We start from the raw sequence: 17,187 nt of genomic DNA, 5'->3' as shown, positions 1-17,187 counted from the left end.
GGTCAGCCGAGGCCCTGCTCGGCCATCCGACGGCGCAGGCTGAGCGGCCGCATGTCGGTCCACACGGTGTCGATGTACTCCAGGCACTCCGCGCGGCTGCCGGAGTGCCCGGTGTCGTTCCAGCCGGCCGGCAGGTCCCGGTCGGCGGGCCAGATCGAGTACTGCTCCTCGTGGTTGACCACGGCGCGGTAGATGACGTCGTCCTCGTTCTCCATTGCGGTGTTCTCCTTCACTCGGACCTGTGCGGATGGGAGGTGGACGTGTGGTCGTCCCAGACGCCCTCCCGGTGGGCGTGCAGGATGATGTCCCGCAGCTGTTGCGGGGCCTCCAGGAACTGGTGGTGGCTGCCGTCGAGGCGGTGGAACGTCGCCGGGCCGTGCAACGACCAGCCGGCCATGGTGTCCGCGGGAACCTCGTCGTCCTGGTTCCAGCCGATCGCGACGAGCGGGCTGGAGACCCGGACCACCGACGCGGGCCGGTACCGCTTGTTCATCTCGACGTCGGCGCGCAGCGTGCGCAGGCCCAGTCGCACCATGGCCGGCAAGGGATCGCCGCCACCGCGGCGGATGAGCCCGGCCATCTCGTCGTACAGTTCCGCGTCGGACAGGGACAGGTACCGCCCGGCGGGCCCGTCGGTCGGCGACACCTGCGACGACACCACGACGGCGGTCGGTATCGGCCCGTGCCGCTCGGTCAGCCGGACCGCGACCTCGAATGCCAGCAGGGCCGAACCACAGTGCCCGAACAGCGCGAACGGCCGGTCGAGATACCGGATCAGCCCTTCGGCCAGGTCCGCGGCCAGTTCCTCGTAGGTAGCCGGGATGGGTTCGCGCAGCCGGCCCTCGCGGCCGGGCAACTGCACCGGGCACACCTCGAGTTCCCCGATGGTCCGGGGCCACCGGTGGTACATGCTGGCGCCGCAACCGGAGTAGGGCACGCAGAACAGCCGCGCACCGATCAGCGGGTCGGGACGGCGCAGCAGCCACGGGCTCCGGGCGGCCCGGCCGAGAACGGGCTGCATGCTCACCGCCCTCCGGGCGCGCGCCGGCGGGCCACCACGGGCAGTCGTTTGACGCCGACCACGAAGTTGGACCAGAGGTGTTCCGGCGTACCGGCCGGCTCGATGTCCTCGAACTCGGCGAACAGTTCGGTGAGGAAGACCTCCAGGCTGACCCTCGCCACCGAGTGGCCCAGGCAGTAGTGCGGTCCGACACCGAAGGCGATGTGCCGGTTGGGCCGCCGGTGCACGTCGAACCGGAACGGATCGGCGAAGACCGCCTCGTCGCGGTTGGCCGAGCCCAGCCAGGCCACCACCGCCTCGCCACGGCGGATTCTCCGCCCGCCCAGGTCGAGGTCCGCGGTGGCGTGGCGCATGAAGTGGTTGGCCGGTGAACTCCACCGCAGGGCCTCCTCGAGGCCGGTGGCGAGCACGCCGGGGCCGCCCTCGGCCCACTCGGCGTACCCGCCGGTGCCCATCAGCTCGATCAGCGCGGCATTGGGTACGTGCGGAGTGGTCACATTGGCGCCCAGCAGCAGGCTGTAGCAGTTCGCCACGATCTCGCCGGTGCTCAGCCGCCGCCCGTCGTCCAGCACCATGCCGCGCAGGGTGCTGATCAGGTCCTCGCCCTCGTCGTCGCGGTGACCGTCGACGACGTTCTGGAAGTAGGCGAACAGTTCCCGGTGTGCGCGCCGCAATGTGGCGGCACCGCCCTCGGGCAGCGTGTAGTCCGGGTCGTCCGGGGCGACGGAACGGTTCGTCAGCAGGGTGAGCGGGCCCCAGTCGGAACGGTCCAGGCCCATCAGCGTGCCGGTGACCGCCATCGGCAGCGCCCCGGTCACCTCCGCCAGATCGAAGGGCTCACCGTCCGGGACCGTGGCGAGGAGCCGCCGGACCTCGACGCGGATGAGGTCACGCTGACGATCCATCGACCGCACGCTGAGCGCCCGCTGCACCGGGGCGCGCATCGCGGCGTGCCGGGGCGGATCGGTGGCGGCGATCTGCCGTCCGCCGGCCGGGTCACCCTTGCCGAGCAGGTTCAGGAGGGTGCCGTGCTCGGAGGTGAACGCGGTGTGGTCGCGCAGCACCCGGGACACGTCGGCCCAGCTCGTGACGGACCAGAAGCCCAGTCCCGGTCCGGCGTCCTGCCAGCGGACGGGCGCGCGTTCGCGCATCACCCGCCAGACCGGATGCGCGTCGCCCTCCCCGTACAACCGCGGGTCGATGAGGTCGACCTCGTCGAGGTCGACCCGCTCACGCCCGGTCGGTGGCGACAACCGCACGGTCGTCCTCCTTCGTCGCTTCGATGACCCGCGCCAGTTCGGCAACGGTCGGTTGCAGGTAGATCGCCTCGGCCGGGAACGTCACGGACAGCTCCCGTTGCACCCGGCGGACCAGCTCGGCGGCGAGCAGGGAGTGGCCGCCCAGCTCGAAGAAGTCGTCGTCCACACCGACCGGCTCGACCGCCAGCCCGGCGCTCCAGATGTCCGCCAGCGCCGCCTCGAGCGCCGTGCGCGGTGCCACGTACGTTGTGAAGAGGTCCCGGGGCGCGCGGTCCAGTTCCGGCAGGGCGGCGCGGTCGACCTTCCCGTTCGGGGTGAGCGGCAGCGCCGGTATGGGCAGGATGCTCGCCGGGACGGCATACGGCGGCAGGTGCGTGCGCAGGTTCTCGGCGAGCCGGAACGTGTCCACCGTGGAGCCGGCCGGAACCACGTACGCCACCAGCCGCCTGCCGTCCGCACCGGCCGGCCGGGCGACCACGGCGGCGTCGCGGACGGTCTCGTCGGCGCGCAACCGTGCCTCGACCGCCCGCGGCTCCACCCGATAGCCGTTGATCTTGACCTGATCGTCGGCCCGGCCGTCGAAGGCATAGGCGCCGTCCGGAAGGCGGCGGACCAGGTCGCCGGTGCGGTACAGGCGGGCCCCCGGAGACTCACCGGTGGGGTCCGGCACGAACCGTTCCGCGGTGGATCCCGGCCGGCCCAGGTAGCCGCGTGCCAACCCGCTCCCACCGGCGTAGAGTTCGCCCACCGCGCCGGTGGGCACCTCCTGCTGTCGTTCGTCGAGCACCCGGACCCGGGTGCCGGTGATCGGCCGGCCGATCGGCACGAGGTCGTCGGCCGGCGGCCGTGACGAGGTCCAGCAGGTGGTGAACGTGGTGTTCTCGGTGGGGCCGTAGCCGTTGGTGAACAGCATCCCGGGATACGCGCCCAGGACCCGCCGGACGTGTTCCGCGGACACGACGTCACCGCCGGCGAGCAGGTGCCGCACCCCGGCCAGGGCGTCCGGCCGGTCGTCGGCCAGCCGGTGGAACAGCCCGGCGGTCAGCCAGAGCACCGTCACGCCGTTGTCGCGGACGGTCGTGGCGACCGCGTCGACGGTCACCGGGCCCGCCGGTTGCACGACCAGCCGGGCTCCGGCCGTCAGGCAGCCCCAGATCTCGAACGTGGACGCGTCGAAGGCGATCGGCGCCAACGAGAGCAGCGAGTCCGAGGGCGTCACCGTGATCCAGTTCGGGTCCGTGACGAGCCGGAGGACCGCCTCGTGGGGGACGGCGACGCCCTTGGCCTCGCCGGTGGAGCCGGAGGTGTAGGCGACGTAGGCCAGACCGGCCGGATCTCCGTCCGGCAGCGCCGCGAAAGCGGTGGCCGGACCGGTCGCGGTCAGCAGGGAATCCAGCCGTAGCACCGGTGCGGGGCCGGCCGGCAGCCGGCGCGCGTGCCGGCCGGACGCCAGCACCAGCGCGGCGCCGGAGTCGGCCAGGACGGCCTCGGCGCGTGCCGGCGGGTCGGCCGGATCGAGGACCAGGTAGGCCGCCCCGGTCTTGAGGACCGCGAGCAGGGTGCTGATGAGGCCGGGGGAGCGGTCGGCGCAGATCGCGACGACCTTCTCCGGGCCCGCCCCCGCCGCGGCGAGCCGGCCGGCCACCAGGTCGCTGTGTTCGTCGAGGTGCCGGTAGCTCATCGTCGTACCGCCGCCGGACAGCGCCACCGCCTCCGGGGTGCGTCCGGCCTGCGCGCGAAACAGCGCATGGATCGTCATGACCGTGTTCTCCTGCCCTCGTCGGGTCGGCCGGCCTGGTCGACCGCGACGATCCGCAATTCGCTCGTGTAGTGCTGCCCGTCCGCGTCGGTCAGCCAGGCGTCCTCGACGCCGGGCACCATCTCGGTGACGACGAGTTCGATCCCGGGCGGGCCGCGGCGTACGGCCCGGCGCAGCACCTTGGCGAAGATCTCCACCAGGACGGGGCTCTGCAGGTCCAGCAGGATCGGTTTGTCCTCGGTGGCGACCCGGTAGAACACTCGGCGGGGCAGCCCCAGACCGGCCGCCCACGACCGTGCGAGGCGGAAGCGTTCGGCGTCGGTGCCGGCCGCGGGGAAGACCAGATCGCCGACGGGGACCCGCCAGGTCTCGCGTTGCACGACGAGGCGGTCGATGGTGATGCGCGGGACATGGCCGCGCGGCGCGCACATCCGGAACGCGTTGAGGACGTCCTGCGACATCAGCTCGCCGAGCAGGTGGTCGGCGCCCCTGGCGAAGCGCCCGTCGTAGGTCGAGACCCGCAGCTGCCCGCCGGACTCCTCGAAGTAGAGCTCGCCGATGGCTAGCAGGTGCTCAGCGGGAATCGCGGGATCCGCCACGAACTCGTCGGACATCAGCAGGAAGTAGTCGTGTGCCAGGCGTATCCCGGCCCGCGTGCGGGAGGTGGTGCCGCGCCACTGCCGCGGGGACACCGCGGTGACCGACGGCTCCGGGAGGTCGTCGGCGGTCCAGTCGGCGAACCGTGCGCCGTCCGGGTGGGCGTCGACGAACAGCGCGGCTCCGAGCGTGTTCGAGGCGATGTGCACCTCACCGAGCACGAAGAGGTAGTCACCGCGCCGGATCGCCTCCGGGTCGGCGGCCGCGATCATGACGTCCGGGCTGTGATAGCGGGCCAGTTCCCAGCCGGGTGCCGGGGCGGCGAACGCGTCCCGTACCCGTCCGGCCACCTCGTCGCTGGTGAAACTCAGCCGGCGGCCGGATCCCGGATCGACGCTGAGCGCCCGGGTCCAGCGGCGGGTGAGTTCGTCGCGTACCCCGTCGACCGCCTCGCCCTCGTCCGCACCGGGATCGGTGTGCAGGAAGCGGAACAGCTCGGGCAACCGGCGCCAGAGCTCCGTGGCCGGCACCCGCCTGGTGCCCAGCTCCGCGGCGGCCTCGTGGTACAGCTCGGTCAGCCGCTTCCGATAGCGCTCGGCCACGGTCCAGGTGACCCAGCGCGCGCTCTGCAGCACCATCGCCAGCGGGGCGGCCAGTTCCTGGAGCAGCTGCGGTCCGAACCGTACGTCGACGTCACGTACGCAGTCCTCGTAGACGAGCGTGCGGGCGGCGTACGTCTGCCCGGCGTGCCGGGTGGGCGCCGCCCCGGTCAGCTTGGTGAAGACGGTGCCGAGCCGGTCCAGCGCGATGTCGAGACGATCCGGATCGCCCGCCGAGCGCGCCACGGCGTCCCGGGCCGCACGCATCACCTCGACCGTGCGGACGGCCGGCGTACGGACCGCCGGGTCGTCCACGGACGCCAGGAGGTCGCGCAGGGCCACGTCGGCGTCGGTGGTGAACGGGACCTCCAGCCGCCAGACGATCAGGCCGAGGGCGCGCAGCCGGTGCAGACAGCGCAGGACGCCGGCCGGGTCCGCCAGCCCGGGCACACCCGCGGACGTCAGTGCGCGGGCCACCTCGTCCGCGGTACGCCGTCCGTCGCAGGCGGCCAGCACGGTGGCCATGGCGGGATCCAGCTCGTGGGGGGCCGAATCCTGATAGAGCACGGTGCCGTCGAGGTGCGCCGACGGCAGCCGCCGGGGCCGGGCCCACCGGTCGAACGTGGCGCGTTCGCCGAGCGCGTCCGCCAGCTCGTCCACCGCCCACTGTTCGAAGTGGACGGCACGTGAGCGCAGCAGGTCGGGGCCCGCGACGACGGCGAGCGCGGGCCCGGGGCCGGTGAACTCGGCCCAGCCGATCGGGCCGAAGAAGCCGATGCTGTCGTTCTTGACGGCGTACCGAGCGGTGGTCAACGCGATCAGTTGCTCGTGCTGGCGCCGCCTGCTGTTGCGCGACGGGCGGGCGTCCGCCCGCCGCAGCGGCAGCACCGCGTTCCGGTAGGCGTGCGGGTTCTGCCAGGCGATCGCCTCGCGCAGCCGGGGCAGATCGAGCAGGTCCCGGACCGCTGCGGTGGTGTGCTCGCCGGAGTCCGCGAAGGCGGTCCGGTACGCCGACGCGGCATCGTCGCGGCGACGGGCGGCGTGGGCCATCGCGGCCAGTGCGGCGTCGGCCGGGGGTCGCCCGGTGGCCGGTACGTCCCGGCCGGCCTTCACCCCGCGCAGTGCCGCGACCAGGTCCGGGTGGCGACGCGCGAGGGAAACCCCGGCGGGCGATCCTGCGGCGTCGAGTTCCGCGTTGATGGCTGCCAGTGCCAGCTCCCGGGCCCGGTGGAATTCCCCCTCGGCGTCGGAGAGCCGGTCCGCCGCTGCGGTGCAGGACGGGTCGGCGAGGCCGTTCACCAGCTCGGCGGGGAACCCGGCCGAGCGCAGACCGATCGAGCGCCACAGTGCCCAGCCACTCTCGCCGGGCAGCCCGACGACGTGCGGTGGAAGCGGGCCGGCGGTCCCGGGCCGGAAGTCTGCCTCAGTCCAGAGACTCATGAGCGGACCGCCGTGGCAGGAGGTTCGCCGAGGGCCGGTACGGTGCCCGGAGGCTCCGATCCGGGCACCGGCTGGTGTTCCCGGCCGGCTCCGAGGGGAGTCCAGAGACCGGCGATGACCAGCGGCACGTGCGCCGCGCCCAGCACCACGAAGGTGACGGCCGCCGAGTTCCGGTCGGCCAGGGACGAGGCGGTGACACTGCCGAGCGCCTCCACGGCCAGGACCGCCGTGGTGACCGCGGCCGTGACCCGGCCCAGCAGACGGTCGGGAGTCAGCTCCTGGCGTACCGACGTGGACAGGATGATGGTGCCCACGTTGCCGGCCGCGAAGAGCACCGCCAGCACCGCCACCAGCCGCAGATCGCCGGTGCAGCCCGCGCCGAGCAGGGCCAGTCCGGACAGCGCGACCCCGCCGAGCCACGCCCGGCCGAAGCCGAACCGGCGCCGGGCCGGTCCGGCACCGAACGCCGCGGCGACCGCGCCGATGCTGGTGAGGCTGAGTACCACGCCCACCTCGACGCTGGTACCGCCCAGTTCGTGCCGCAGGTAGTAGATGAACAGCGTGGTCACTCCGGCGGCCAGCAGCGAGTTGCACAACTCGGTGACGCTGAGCGCGCGCAGCAACGGATGCCGCCAGAGGAAGCGCAGGCCCGCCCATCGGTCCCGCGGGCCCGTTCCGCGCGCCTCCGCCGGTCCCGCGGGTCCGGGCGTCCGCAGGAGGTGCAGGGCGACGGCGGAGACGGCGAAGCTGAGCGCGTTGATGCCGATCGCCACGGTCTCGCCGGCGGCGGCCACCACGATGCCGGCGGCGGCCGGGCCCAGCCCGTACGCGATCTCGGTGGCGGTGGCGAGCCGCGCGTTCGCCGTCATCAGGGCGGCGCGGCCGACCAGCTCGGGCAGGACGGCCCGGTAGGCCACCCGGTAGCAGGTGCCGGCCACCGAGCTGAGGACGACGACGAGGTAGATCAGGACGAGGCCGGTGCCGGGTCCCGGGTGCAGCACCCACCAGGCCACCGGCAGCGCGGCGCCGAGAATGCCCTGCACCCAGTCACACGCGATCATCACCCGGCGGCGGTCCAGGCGGTCCACCAGCGTGCCGGTGAACGGTCCGGCGATCAGCTGGGCCACCAGGGAGGTGCCGATCACCAGTCCCATCTGTGCCGCCGAGCCGGTGAGCCGCAGGACCAGCAGCGGCATCGCCACCACGGCGAACGCGTCACCGAACGCGGACACCGTCTGGCCGGTCAGCAGAAGCGGGAAGCGGTACCGGACCCGGGCGCCGGCGATCGCGGTGTCCGGCGGGTCGCTCATCGGCTGGCCTCGTGCCGGTCCCGGTGGCGCTGCTGGGCCTGCCGGCGCAGGTGCGCGCGGCGGTGCACGGCGTCGCCGCCGGCGGCATCGTCCGCACCGGGCTCGTCCCCGGTGTGCCCGGTCTGACCGCCGAGGGCTGCGGCCAGACCGGCAACCGTGGGGTGCTCCAGCAGCGTGAGCACCGTGACGTCCGCGCCGAACCGGCGCTTTAACTGTGCGGCGAGTTCGACCAGCAGGAAGGAATGGCCGCCCAGATCGAAGAAGTTCTCGTGTACGCCGACCCGGTCCACGCCCAGCGCCTGGGCCCAGATCGCGGCGATCGCCTCTTCGGTCGGGGTGCCGCCCGGTTCCGGCTCGCCGGACGGCGCGGTGGCCGGCGCGGGCAACCGGTCGCGGTCCACCTTGCCGTTACCGGTGAGTGGCAGCTCGGCGAGCACGACGACGCCGGACGGCACGAGGTGGGCGGGCAGCCGGGTACGGACGAATTCGCGGACCTCGGAGGCGTCCGGCCGGGCGCCGGGCGCCGCGGTGACGTACCCGATCAGGGCTCCGGCGTCGCCGGATGTGTGCGCGGTGACCGCCGCGGCAGCGACGTCCGGGTGCCGCGCGAGCACCGCCTCGACCTCGGCGGGCTCGACCCGGAACCCGTTGAGTTGCAGCTGTTCGTCGTTGCGGCCGAGGAACTCCAGTTCCCCGCCGGGTAGGTGACGAGCCAGGTCCCCGGTGCGGTAGAGGCGCTCACCGGCAGCGCCGTACGGGTTCGGCACGAAGCGCTCCGCGGTCAGCCCGGGCCGGCCCCGGTAGCCCCGGGCGATGCCCGCCCCCGCGATGTACAGCTCGCCCGGCACGCCGATTCCGACGCGGCGCATCCCGCGGTCCAGGACCAGCAGCCGGGTGTTCGCGACCGGGGTGCCGATCGGCACGGCGGGGTGGCCGGGAAGCGACCGCCCCGGAGCGACCCGGTAGGCGCTGCAGCCCACGACGGTCTCGGTCGGGCCGTACTCGTTGACGAACGTCGCGTCCGGGGCGATCCGGCGCCACGGCTCCAGGACGTCGCCGCCGAGCGCCTCGCCGCCGATCACCAGCGTCCGGAGCCCGCTCAGCCGCTCCGGGTCGACGCCCGTCTGCCGGAGAAGTCGCAGGTGCGCCGGGGTCAGCTTGAGCAGGTCGGTCGCGGTGCCCACGGACAGGTCACGGACCAGCCCTTCGAACCCGGCGGGTTCGGCGAAGTGCACCCGGCCACCGGCGAGCAGCGGAGCGAACAGGGTGGTGAGGGTCAGGTCGAACGACAACGACGTGTGCACCAGGCTGCGGGTGGCGGGGGACATGGCGTACGCGTCCCGCGCCCAGGCGAGGTAGTTGTCCAGACCGCCGTGGGTGACCGCGACGCCCTTGGGCGTGCCGGTCGAGCCGGACGTGTAGAGCACGTACGCGAGCGCGGCCGGCTCGGGGACGGCGGCGGGGGCCTCCGCCGTCCCGTGCAGCAGTTCGGGGCACTCGTCGAGGCACAGCACGTCGCCGGTGACCCCGTCGGCGGCCGCCATCAGCGCGGACTCGGTGAGAAGGAGCCCGGGCCGGGCGTCGCGCATGATCATGCGGAGCCGGGCGATCGGCCACGCCGGGTCGAGCGGCAGCCAGACGCCGCCGGCCCGGAGAATGCCGAGCGCGGCGACCAGCGCTGCGGCGGACGGACGGTGGCAGACCGCGACCAGGTCCTCGGGGCCGATTCCGCGGTGGCGCAGGATGCCGGCGAGCCGGCCCGCACGACGGTCCAGCTCGGCGTAGGTCAGTTCGGCGCCGGCGTCCGACACGGCGACGGCGTCCGGGGTCGCGGCGGCGCGTTCGGCGACGGTACGCAGCCAGGACGGGGCCGGCTCGCCGGTGTCCGTGGCGTTCGCGGCGTCGACGGTGGCGGCGGCCGCCGCGGTGTACAGGTCCATCGACCGCACCGGCCGGGCGCCGCGGTCGGCGACCACGTGCGACAGGGCGGCGGGGAACTGTTCGGCGAGCGCCCACGCGGCCTCGGCGGTCAACCGGCCGGGGTGGTAGCTCAGCCTGGCCTGCAGGCCCGGATCGCCGTCGGTGACCTCCAGGCAGAGTTCGGTGGGTGCCGATGCGGACGTCAGCTCGGCCACGGCGAAGGCGACACCACCGGCCTCGACCGGGGCCGGGCGGACCACCCACTCGAATCCGATCGGGAACGTGGGCGCTCCACCACCGGTCAACGACGCACCGGCCGGCAACTGGTCCTGATGTTCCCGGTTGGCCGCGAGCACCCCGGCGACCTCGGCGGTCAGCTCCCGGGCAGCCCCGGCCGCGGGCAGCGTGACGGTGACCGGGGCGAACCGCGTGAACGGTCCGGCCACACCGGCCAGTTCCGGGAAGCTCCGCCCGTCCACGGCGGCGCCGACGGTCACCCGGCGGTGGCCGGTGAGGACGCCGAGCAGCCCGGTCCACGCGGCGAGGAGCACGCTGTCCACGCCCGCGCCCACGTCCGAGGCGTGCCGGCGGACGGCCGCCACCAGGTCGTCGTCCAGGTGCACCGGCACCCGGTCGTGGGCCGGTGGGGGTGCCGGCCGTCCGACCGCGTACGGCACCTCGGTGGCGGCCGTCTCGGACAGGCGGGCCTGCCAGTAGGCCGCGCCCCGGTCCGCCGCGGCCGCCTCCTCCGGCGTTCCCGGCGGATCGTGCTGCCACTCCGAGTACGCCGCGTACTGGGTCTCCTCCGGCGGGCTCTGCTCCGCCGCGTCCTCCGCCGCATAGCCGGCGGCGATCTCCCGGAACAGCCCGGCCAGGCCGGCGGTGTCCACGACCATGGCGGACGCGTGCAGAACCAGTGTCCGGCTCCCGTCGTCACCCGGCCCGGTCAACTCGGCGCGGACGCCGGCGGTGGCCGGGTCGGCGGCGACGCGCTGTACCGGTTCGGCAAGTCCGGGCACGACCGGGAACGTGGTCCGCAACGCCTCGTGCCGCCGGAGTACCCGGTTGGCCACGGCCGTGAGGCGGTCCCCGTCGACCGGTCCCCGGAGCGTGATGTCGCACCGGGCGGCGAGCGGCCACCCGGCCGCGTGCGCGGGCCACCACCAGCTCTGCTGGCGCGACAGTCGATAGCCGTGCACCGTCTCGGTCACCGTGGCTCCTTACGGGCAGAACGAAGGGAAGGTCGGGGCGGTCCGGGTGGTGTGCCGGATCCGGGAACCGGCTCAGACGTCGGCGGCCAACCGCAGCGCGTTCGCGGCCGTGTCCCGGGCCAGCGACGCCTCGGCGGACTCGGGATCCCGCTCGATCAACCGGCTGGCCAGCCGGTTGATGTCGCTGACCAGCCGCCGCTGCTCGTGGTCGCGGACCATGCTCTGCAGCCACAGCACCACGGCCAGCCGGGTGCCCGCGGTGATCGGCGTGACCTCGTGCGGCAGGCCGGTCGGGTAGACGACCGCGGAACCGGGGGACAGCTTGTACGTCTGGGTGCCCCACGGGCTGCCGAACGAGAGGTCTCCACCGGCGTACGAGTCCGGCTCGCTGAGGAACACGGTCATGGAGAAGTCACTGCGCAGATAGTTCTGTCCGAACGAGCCGGCCTGACCCGGCGACATGAATCCGATGACCGGCGAGTCGATGTGGACGCCGTAGGACATGCCCTGGTCGTAGCGGCTGACGATGGCGCGGGTGATACTGCGCGGGAACACCGTGTAGTTGAGCTCCACATTGGCGCGCAGAGCCCGTTCGACGATCTTGACGACGTCGACGTACTCCTGCTCCGCGGCCATCTCGCGGTTGTTCTTCACGCTCAGGTTGCCGCCGCCGGCCGTGACTCCGCCGTCGACGAACCGGGCCGTGTCGGTGCTCTCCAGCACCGTCTCCAACTCGGTCTTACTGAGGAAGTTCTCGATCGTGATGATGCTCGGCCACATGGGTGAGAGTCCTGACGTCGCGCCGCGCCGGTGGCGGCTCCGTTGGGTTGCTCCGTTGCCGTCGAGTCCACCAGGGACGGCGACGGCAAATCGATCCGCAAGATCCGCTGTCCGGGCGACCGGGCTCCGGCACGTTCCGCAGCACCGCCCCGACCGCGACTGCGGAGGCCCGCGGTCCTGACCCGATGGCGTGGCGTCCGGTGCACGGCCCGTGCGAGATTCAGCCGGCATCCCCTTCGGCCGACCGCGAGGAGCGTCATGGCGATATCCGCCCGCCGGGTGATCCGACGGTCCGTGGACGGTGCCGGCAGCCTCGTCGCGCTCACGGCGGTCCTGGTGCTGACCGGCGCGGGTGCCGGCCCGCTACCCGCACTGGGCTCGGTCCTCAACCCCGGCACCGGGGTGTGGCACCTGTCCGCCGACGCGGTCCGGACCACCTCCGGTGACCATTCCGTACCGGGCCTGCACCGGCCCGCCACGGTCCGGTTCGAGCCCACCGGCATCGCACACGTGGACACGGCCGACGACAACGACCTCTGGCGGGTGACCGGATACCTGCACGCACGGTTCCGCCTGTCGCAGATGGACCTGGCCCGCCGGCAGGGCAGCGGCACCCTCGCCGCCGTACTCGGGCCCGCGGGCCTGGAGTCCGACCGTTTCGAGCTGGACCTCGGCCTCCGCCGGGCGGCCGAACGGGACTGGGCGATGCTGCCCGCCGGTGCCACCCGGGACGCGCTGACCGCTTACGCGGACGGCGTCAACGCGGTGATCGGCACCGACCAGAGCCCCGCCGTCGTCAAGCTGCTCGGCTACGCCCCACAGCCGTGGACCCCGGTCGACACCCTGGTGGTGCAGAGGCTGGAGACCCAGACCCTCAGCTTCGCCACCAGCGGACCGGTGTTCTCCCGCCTGTCCGACGCACTCGGCCGGCCCACCTTCGACCAGTGGTTCCCGGCCCGGCCGGCCCGGCCGAAGTTTCCCTACGACACCGGCGACCACCAGCGCCGCCCACTCGTCCCGCTCCCGATTCGGGCCGATCCCGCCGCGGCGTCACCGGCCGGCGGATCCCCGCCCGGGGACGCCGCCGGACGGAAGACCGCACTCGGGGCCGAGCCTGCCACCCGGATCGCGGACGTGCCCATGGCGGTACACCGTTTCGGTGCCAGCAACGCGTTCGCCGTCGCCGGCAGCCGTACCGCCAGCGGGAAGCCGTTGCTGGAAGCCGATCCGCACCTCGATCTCACGCTGCCCTCGGTGTGGTACCAGATCGAGGGCACCAGCCCCGGATTCCACTTCGCGGGGGCGACGATCCCGGGTGTGCCGGTGCCGCTGATGGGAAGGACCGATCAGATCAGCTGGGGAATCACCGACGCGCAGCACCCGACGACGCTCTTCTACCGGGAGAAGAGAGACCCGAACCGGCCGGGCCGGTTCTTCCATCGCGGCGCCTGGCGCGCCGAGGACACCCTGGACTACCGGATCGAGGTCAAGGGGCAGGACGACCACACCCATACGGTACGGCTGACCGCGCACGGACCGATCGTGCACGTGCAGAACGAGGACCTGGCGGTGTGGTGGGCGGGTGCGCTGCCCGGTGACGAGATCGGGAGCATGCTGAAGGCCCTGCGGGCGCGCGACGTGACCGGATTCCGGGCGGCCCTGGCCGGGTGGACCGCGCCCGCGCTGAACTTCGTCTACGCCGACCGGTCCGGCACCATCGCCGCCTTCGACGTGGGGGTGGCTCCGCAGGTACCCGGGAGCGAACCGGCGCTGGTGCTGCCCGGTGACGGGTCCGCCGACGTCACCGGGTCGATTCCGGACGACCAGTTGCCCCGTGTGGTGAATCCGCCCGGCGGGGTGGTCGTCTCGGCGAACCAACGCGAGGTGGACAACCGTTATCCGTACCAGTACTCGACGTCGTACAACTTCCCCGACCCGGGTTGGCGGGCGGCCGAGATCCACCAGCAGCTGGCCGCGGTACCGAAGCTCACCGCCGAGGACGTTCGCCGGATCCAGAACGACCAGCATGACCACCTGCTGGAGACGCTGACCCCGTTGCTGCGCAGGGCATTGGCCGGTACCTCACTCTCCACGACGGAGCGTTCGGTACGCGACCAGCTGACCGGCTGGGACGGCGACATGGCGGTGGGCAAGGTGGCACCGCTGGTCATGCGGAACCTGGCGCTGCGGCTCGTCTACGACGTCTTCCAGCCGCACTGGGCCCGGGCCGGCGTGGCCCCCGACGACGAGAACCTCGCCCTGCATCCGTTCACCGCCGCCCAGCCCACCGAACTCCTGCTCGACACCCTCATGGGCTGGCTGGTGCACGATCCCGGCAACCGCCATCTGACCCCGCCCGGACAACCGCGGCGGGACGCAACCGCGCTGTTGCGCCAGACGTACCGGGCGACCGTCGCCCACCTCACCGCCACCCACGGCACCGACCTGGCGGCCTGGGCGTACGGCCAGCATCAGGCGGTGCAGTTTCCGTCCCTGTTGCAGGCGGCGCCGCTGGACGCCGGACCGTACCAGCGCGGCGGCGACAACCGCACCATCAACGTCGCCGCCGGCGCGCTCTACCGCGACGGCAAGCCGGACGCCTCGGTGTCCACCGGCGGCGCCAGCTGGCGCTTCATCATGGACTGGGGCACCGGCGCGGCCTCCGCCGTCTATCCCGGCGGGCAGAGCGAGAGTCCGTTGTCCCCCTGGTACGCCAACGGCATCACACCCTGGCGTGCCGGAGAGCTGTGGCCGATCCGGTACGGCCCGCAGGTCACCGCCGCAACGGCACCGATCACCTGGAGGATGAAGCCGTGACGCCCGCACGCCACGTCCACTGGCTGGTCCTGGCCGGCGTCTTTCTGGCGGACCTGATCCTGTTGCTGCCGGGCTGGTGGTGGACGACGTCGTTGGTGGCGGGCGCCGTCGCCGCGGCCCTGCGCGGTGGACGGGTCCTCGCCGCCATCCTGGCCGGCACCCTCGCCGGCTGGGTCGCTGCCACCGCGCTGCGGGTCCGGGGCGCCCTCGGTGGCGTCGCCGATCTGGTCGGTGCGCTGGCGATCAACGCGCCCGGATACGGCTGGACGGTGCTCGTCGCAACCGTCCTGACCGCGTTGCTGCTCGCGGGCGCCGGCGCGTGGTGCGGGGCCGCGCTGCGCCGCTCCCTGGCGCCCGCGTTGCCCGCGGCCATCGTGCGTACGCCGGTTCGTGGCCGGCCGCCTCCGCTTCGGTGAAGCGGAGGCGGCCGGTTGTCGTGCCCCACGGAGCGCACCTATCGCCGATGACCGGACACAGTCGCTAGAACGACCAAGCCCTGCCAGGCCCGCGCAACCGGTGGGACCGCGCGGTCACGGACGGATGTCCGTGATGCTCGCGGAGTCGCCGTCGGCCCATCCGGTGGGGCCCTGCCAGAGACAGACGGCCCCGGCAAGCCCAATCGGAAAGACCGCACCGCCGGTCGCTCGACACTCCGCGTCGGTGACCGGGGGGCGGGTATCAGCTTGGGCCGTCCCCCCGAGCCCGAATACCAGAGCCAGCGTCGCGAGGACGGTGGTCACGGCTGATACAGCCAGACGGGATCGCATATCGATATCCTCCTTCATGGTGGCGGTTTGCCACCGCGAATGGAGGCTAGACCGATCAACTCTGGGGAATGCCCTAGGGCGAGTATCGAATAGCCGGCGGGTGGTGGAATGTGCGTTACTTGTCCGGAAAGAAGTCGGTGACGAAGCAGGTGATCTCGCCTTGCGCCGTACGACCGACCCAGGTTCCGTAGATCCCGTCACCCGCACCGGACGGAAACGCGACCAGAACATTCTCGTCGCCCTCATCGCCGCAACTGCCGTCCACCTCGGCGCGGGCTATGACGGTGGGCCCGTCCCGCATCCAGGAGAGATCGTCCAACAGGGTCAGCTGCCAGTCGCCGCCGGGCATCCCGGAGAGATGCCGAAATGTCCGTTCGTCGGTGAAGCACCCCGTGCCCGCGTTCACCTCGTACCCGGTGCCATCGGGGCAACCCTCCGGCAGCGCCGGCTCCCAGCTGGCCGCCGGCTCGTCCCGGACCACAAGGCGCGCTGCGGCGACTTCACCGTTGCTGACCAGGAGTTCTACCCGGTAGCGGCCAGGCGGCACGACCTGAACGAAGGGGGCCGGGGGATCGTCGTGCCCCGCCCCTAGCGGGTCCGCGGCCACCACCCGGCCAGTAGGTAGCGACAGCCAGGTGTGCGCGATCGACGCGGACGGCTTCTCGTCACCGCGGATATCGACGGTGAACTGTTCGTCATAGTCAGCCCAGCTCCGCACGGCCTACCTTTCGCATGCGCATGCCGGTGATCCGGCGCCGAACCGATGGCCGGTCCGACGATGTGCAACATAGATCAGGATGATCCTTCAGGGCTACTACGAACGCTATTTCGCCGGCCGATCCCGTACCTACGTACGTATTGCCGACGCGAGCCGCCAGACGACTCGACATGCTGTTGCGAATCGCCGGACAAAAGGATCGGCGATTGCGCTGCTACAAGGAAGAAGAAATGACGCTTCGATCTCTCCGAAAAAGCGTATTCGCCGCGCTATTCACCACATCGTTGGTGGCCGGTGTCCTGGGCGTGGCCACGCAGGCGAACGCCGCCACCGGTGGCGGCGTTCACCGGCCGCTGACGTGCGGCGGTCAAGGCGTCGATGCGACGGCGAAGATCCGCTACCGGACCGAGATGCTGATCAAGGCGCCGCTGCGGACGATCTGGAACCTGCAGACCGACGTCGCCGACTGGCCGGCATGGCAGACCGCGGTCGCCACCAGTCAGAGGCTCGATTCCGGCCGCTTCCGCGTGGGGTCGCAGTTCCGGTGGACCACTCCGGTCCTCGAAACCCCCACGACGCCCGCCACGACTCTGGTCATCACCTCCACGGTCCAGCAACTGAGACACCAGCAGTGCATCCGCTGGACGGGTCCGGCCGTCGGTGACGGGTTGAGCATCGACAAGGGCGTCCACGTCTGGAACTTCACCGAGACGAGACGGGGTGTGCTGGTACGCACGGAGGAAACCTGGAACGGTGCCCAGGTCGAGGCGGACGTGCCCACCGCGACCGCCTATCTCGGGGATGGCCTTGAGGCCTGGCTGAAGGAACTCAAGACCGCGGCGGAGCGGGACGCCTGCCGCGTCTAGTGCGTTGGCCGCGAACGTTCACCGGGTCTGACCCGTCAGGCTGCCTTGGTCCGGGGTCGCCCCCAGCGTTGCTGGCGTTCGCTGCGGACTCGGGCTCGTTCGCGGCGTTGCGCGGCCAGCACG

The 17,187-nt window shown here is 72.5% G+C and carries 12 protein-coding genes; 3 read left to right on the top strand and 9 right to left on the bottom strand.

Annotated elements, in window-relative coordinates; translation table 11 throughout:
- Positions 1-2: 2 nt before the first annotated feature.
- The 8 genes from LDL48_RS41870 to LDL48_RS41835 all read right to left on the bottom strand — a co-directional run bounded on the left by LDL48_RS41870 (position 3) and on the right by LDL48_RS41835 (position 11,896).
- Positions 3-215, bottom strand: coding sequence for an MbtH family protein (locus LDL48_RS41870; RefSeq protein WP_225260767.1), 213 nt, complete (start codon positions 213-215; stop codon positions 3-5).
- A 14-nt stretch (positions 216-229) separates the two neighbouring features.
- Positions 230-1,021, bottom strand: a complete 792-nt coding sequence (locus LDL48_RS41865; protein WP_225260766.1) for a thioesterase II family protein — start codon at positions 1,019-1,021, stop codon at positions 230-232.
- A 2-nt stretch (positions 1,022-1,023) separates the two neighbouring features.
- A complete protein-coding gene (locus tag LDL48_RS41860) occupies positions 1,024-2,280 on the bottom strand; it encodes a cytochrome P450 (protein WP_225260765.1) in 1,257 nt (418 codons plus the stop codon).
- A complete protein-coding gene (locus LDL48_RS41855; protein ID WP_225260764.1) occupies positions 2,252-4,039 on the bottom strand; it encodes an amino acid adenylation domain-containing protein in 1,788 nt (595 codons plus the stop codon). The genes LDL48_RS41860 and LDL48_RS41855 overlap by 29 nt, the downstream gene beginning before the upstream one ends.
- Positions 4,036-6,675, bottom strand: a complete 2,640-nt coding sequence (locus LDL48_RS41850) for a lantibiotic dehydratase (RefSeq protein ID WP_225260763.1) — start codon at positions 6,673-6,675, stop codon at positions 4,036-4,038. Before LDL48_RS41850 ends, LDL48_RS41855 begins: the two co-directional genes overlap by 4 nt.
- Positions 6,672-7,985, bottom strand: coding sequence for an MFS transporter (locus LDL48_RS41845; protein WP_225260762.1), 1,314 nt, complete (start codon positions 7,983-7,985; stop codon positions 6,672-6,674). Before LDL48_RS41845 ends, LDL48_RS41850 begins: the two co-directional genes overlap by 4 nt.
- Positions 7,982-11,116 carry a non-ribosomal peptide synthetase gene (locus LDL48_RS41840; protein ID WP_225260761.1) on the bottom strand — a complete coding sequence of 1,045 codons (3,135 nt, stop codon included), beginning with the start codon at positions 11,114-11,116 and terminating at the stop codon, positions 7,982-7,984. The genes LDL48_RS41845 and LDL48_RS41840 overlap by 4 nt, the downstream gene beginning before the upstream one ends.
- A gap of 72 nt (positions 11,117-11,188) precedes the next feature.
- A complete protein-coding gene (locus LDL48_RS41835) occupies positions 11,189-11,896 on the bottom strand; it encodes a Fe2+-dependent dioxygenase (protein ID WP_225260759.1) in 708 nt (235 codons plus the stop codon).
- A 258-nt stretch (positions 11,897-12,154) separates the two neighbouring features.
- Here LDL48_RS41835 and LDL48_RS41830 point away from each other — a divergent pair, with 258 nt between their 5' ends.
- Together LDL48_RS41830 and LDL48_RS41825 are read left to right on the top strand one after the other, a co-directional pair.
- The gene (locus tag LDL48_RS41830; RefSeq protein WP_225260758.1) at positions 12,155-14,713 is read left to right on the top strand and encodes a penicillin acylase family protein; all 2,559 of its coding nucleotides are present in this window, start codon (positions 12,155-12,157) and stop codon (positions 14,711-14,713) included.
- On the top strand, positions 14,710-15,129 hold the full coding sequence (locus tag LDL48_RS41825) for a hypothetical protein (RefSeq protein WP_225260757.1): 420 nt from the start codon (positions 14,710-14,712) through the stop codon (positions 15,127-15,129). The genes LDL48_RS41830 and LDL48_RS41825 overlap by 4 nt, the downstream gene beginning before the upstream one ends.
- Positions 15,130-15,595: 466 nt before the next feature.
- On the opposite strand, the gene LDL48_RS41820 is transcribed toward LDL48_RS41825, so the two are convergent.
- Positions 15,596-16,198, bottom strand: a complete 603-nt coding sequence (locus LDL48_RS41820; protein ID WP_225260756.1) for a DUF4241 domain-containing protein — start codon at positions 16,196-16,198, stop codon at positions 15,596-15,598.
- Positions 16,199-16,368: 170 nt separating this feature from the next.
- Between LDL48_RS41820 and LDL48_RS41815 the strand changes: the two genes are divergently transcribed.
- Positions 16,369-17,064, top strand: a complete 696-nt coding sequence (locus LDL48_RS41815) for an SRPBCC family protein (protein ID WP_225260755.1) — start codon at positions 16,369-16,371, stop codon at positions 17,062-17,064.
- Positions 17,065-17,187 lie beyond the last annotated feature (123 nt).

This window comes from Jidongwangia harbinensis, assembly GCF_020216025.1.
GTDB lineage: Bacteria > Actinomycetota > Actinomycetes > Mycobacteriales > Micromonosporaceae > Actinoplanes > Actinoplanes harbinensis.
Note: the sequence above shows the minus strand (reverse complement) of the source record. Positions and strands in the feature narration are given on the sequence as shown.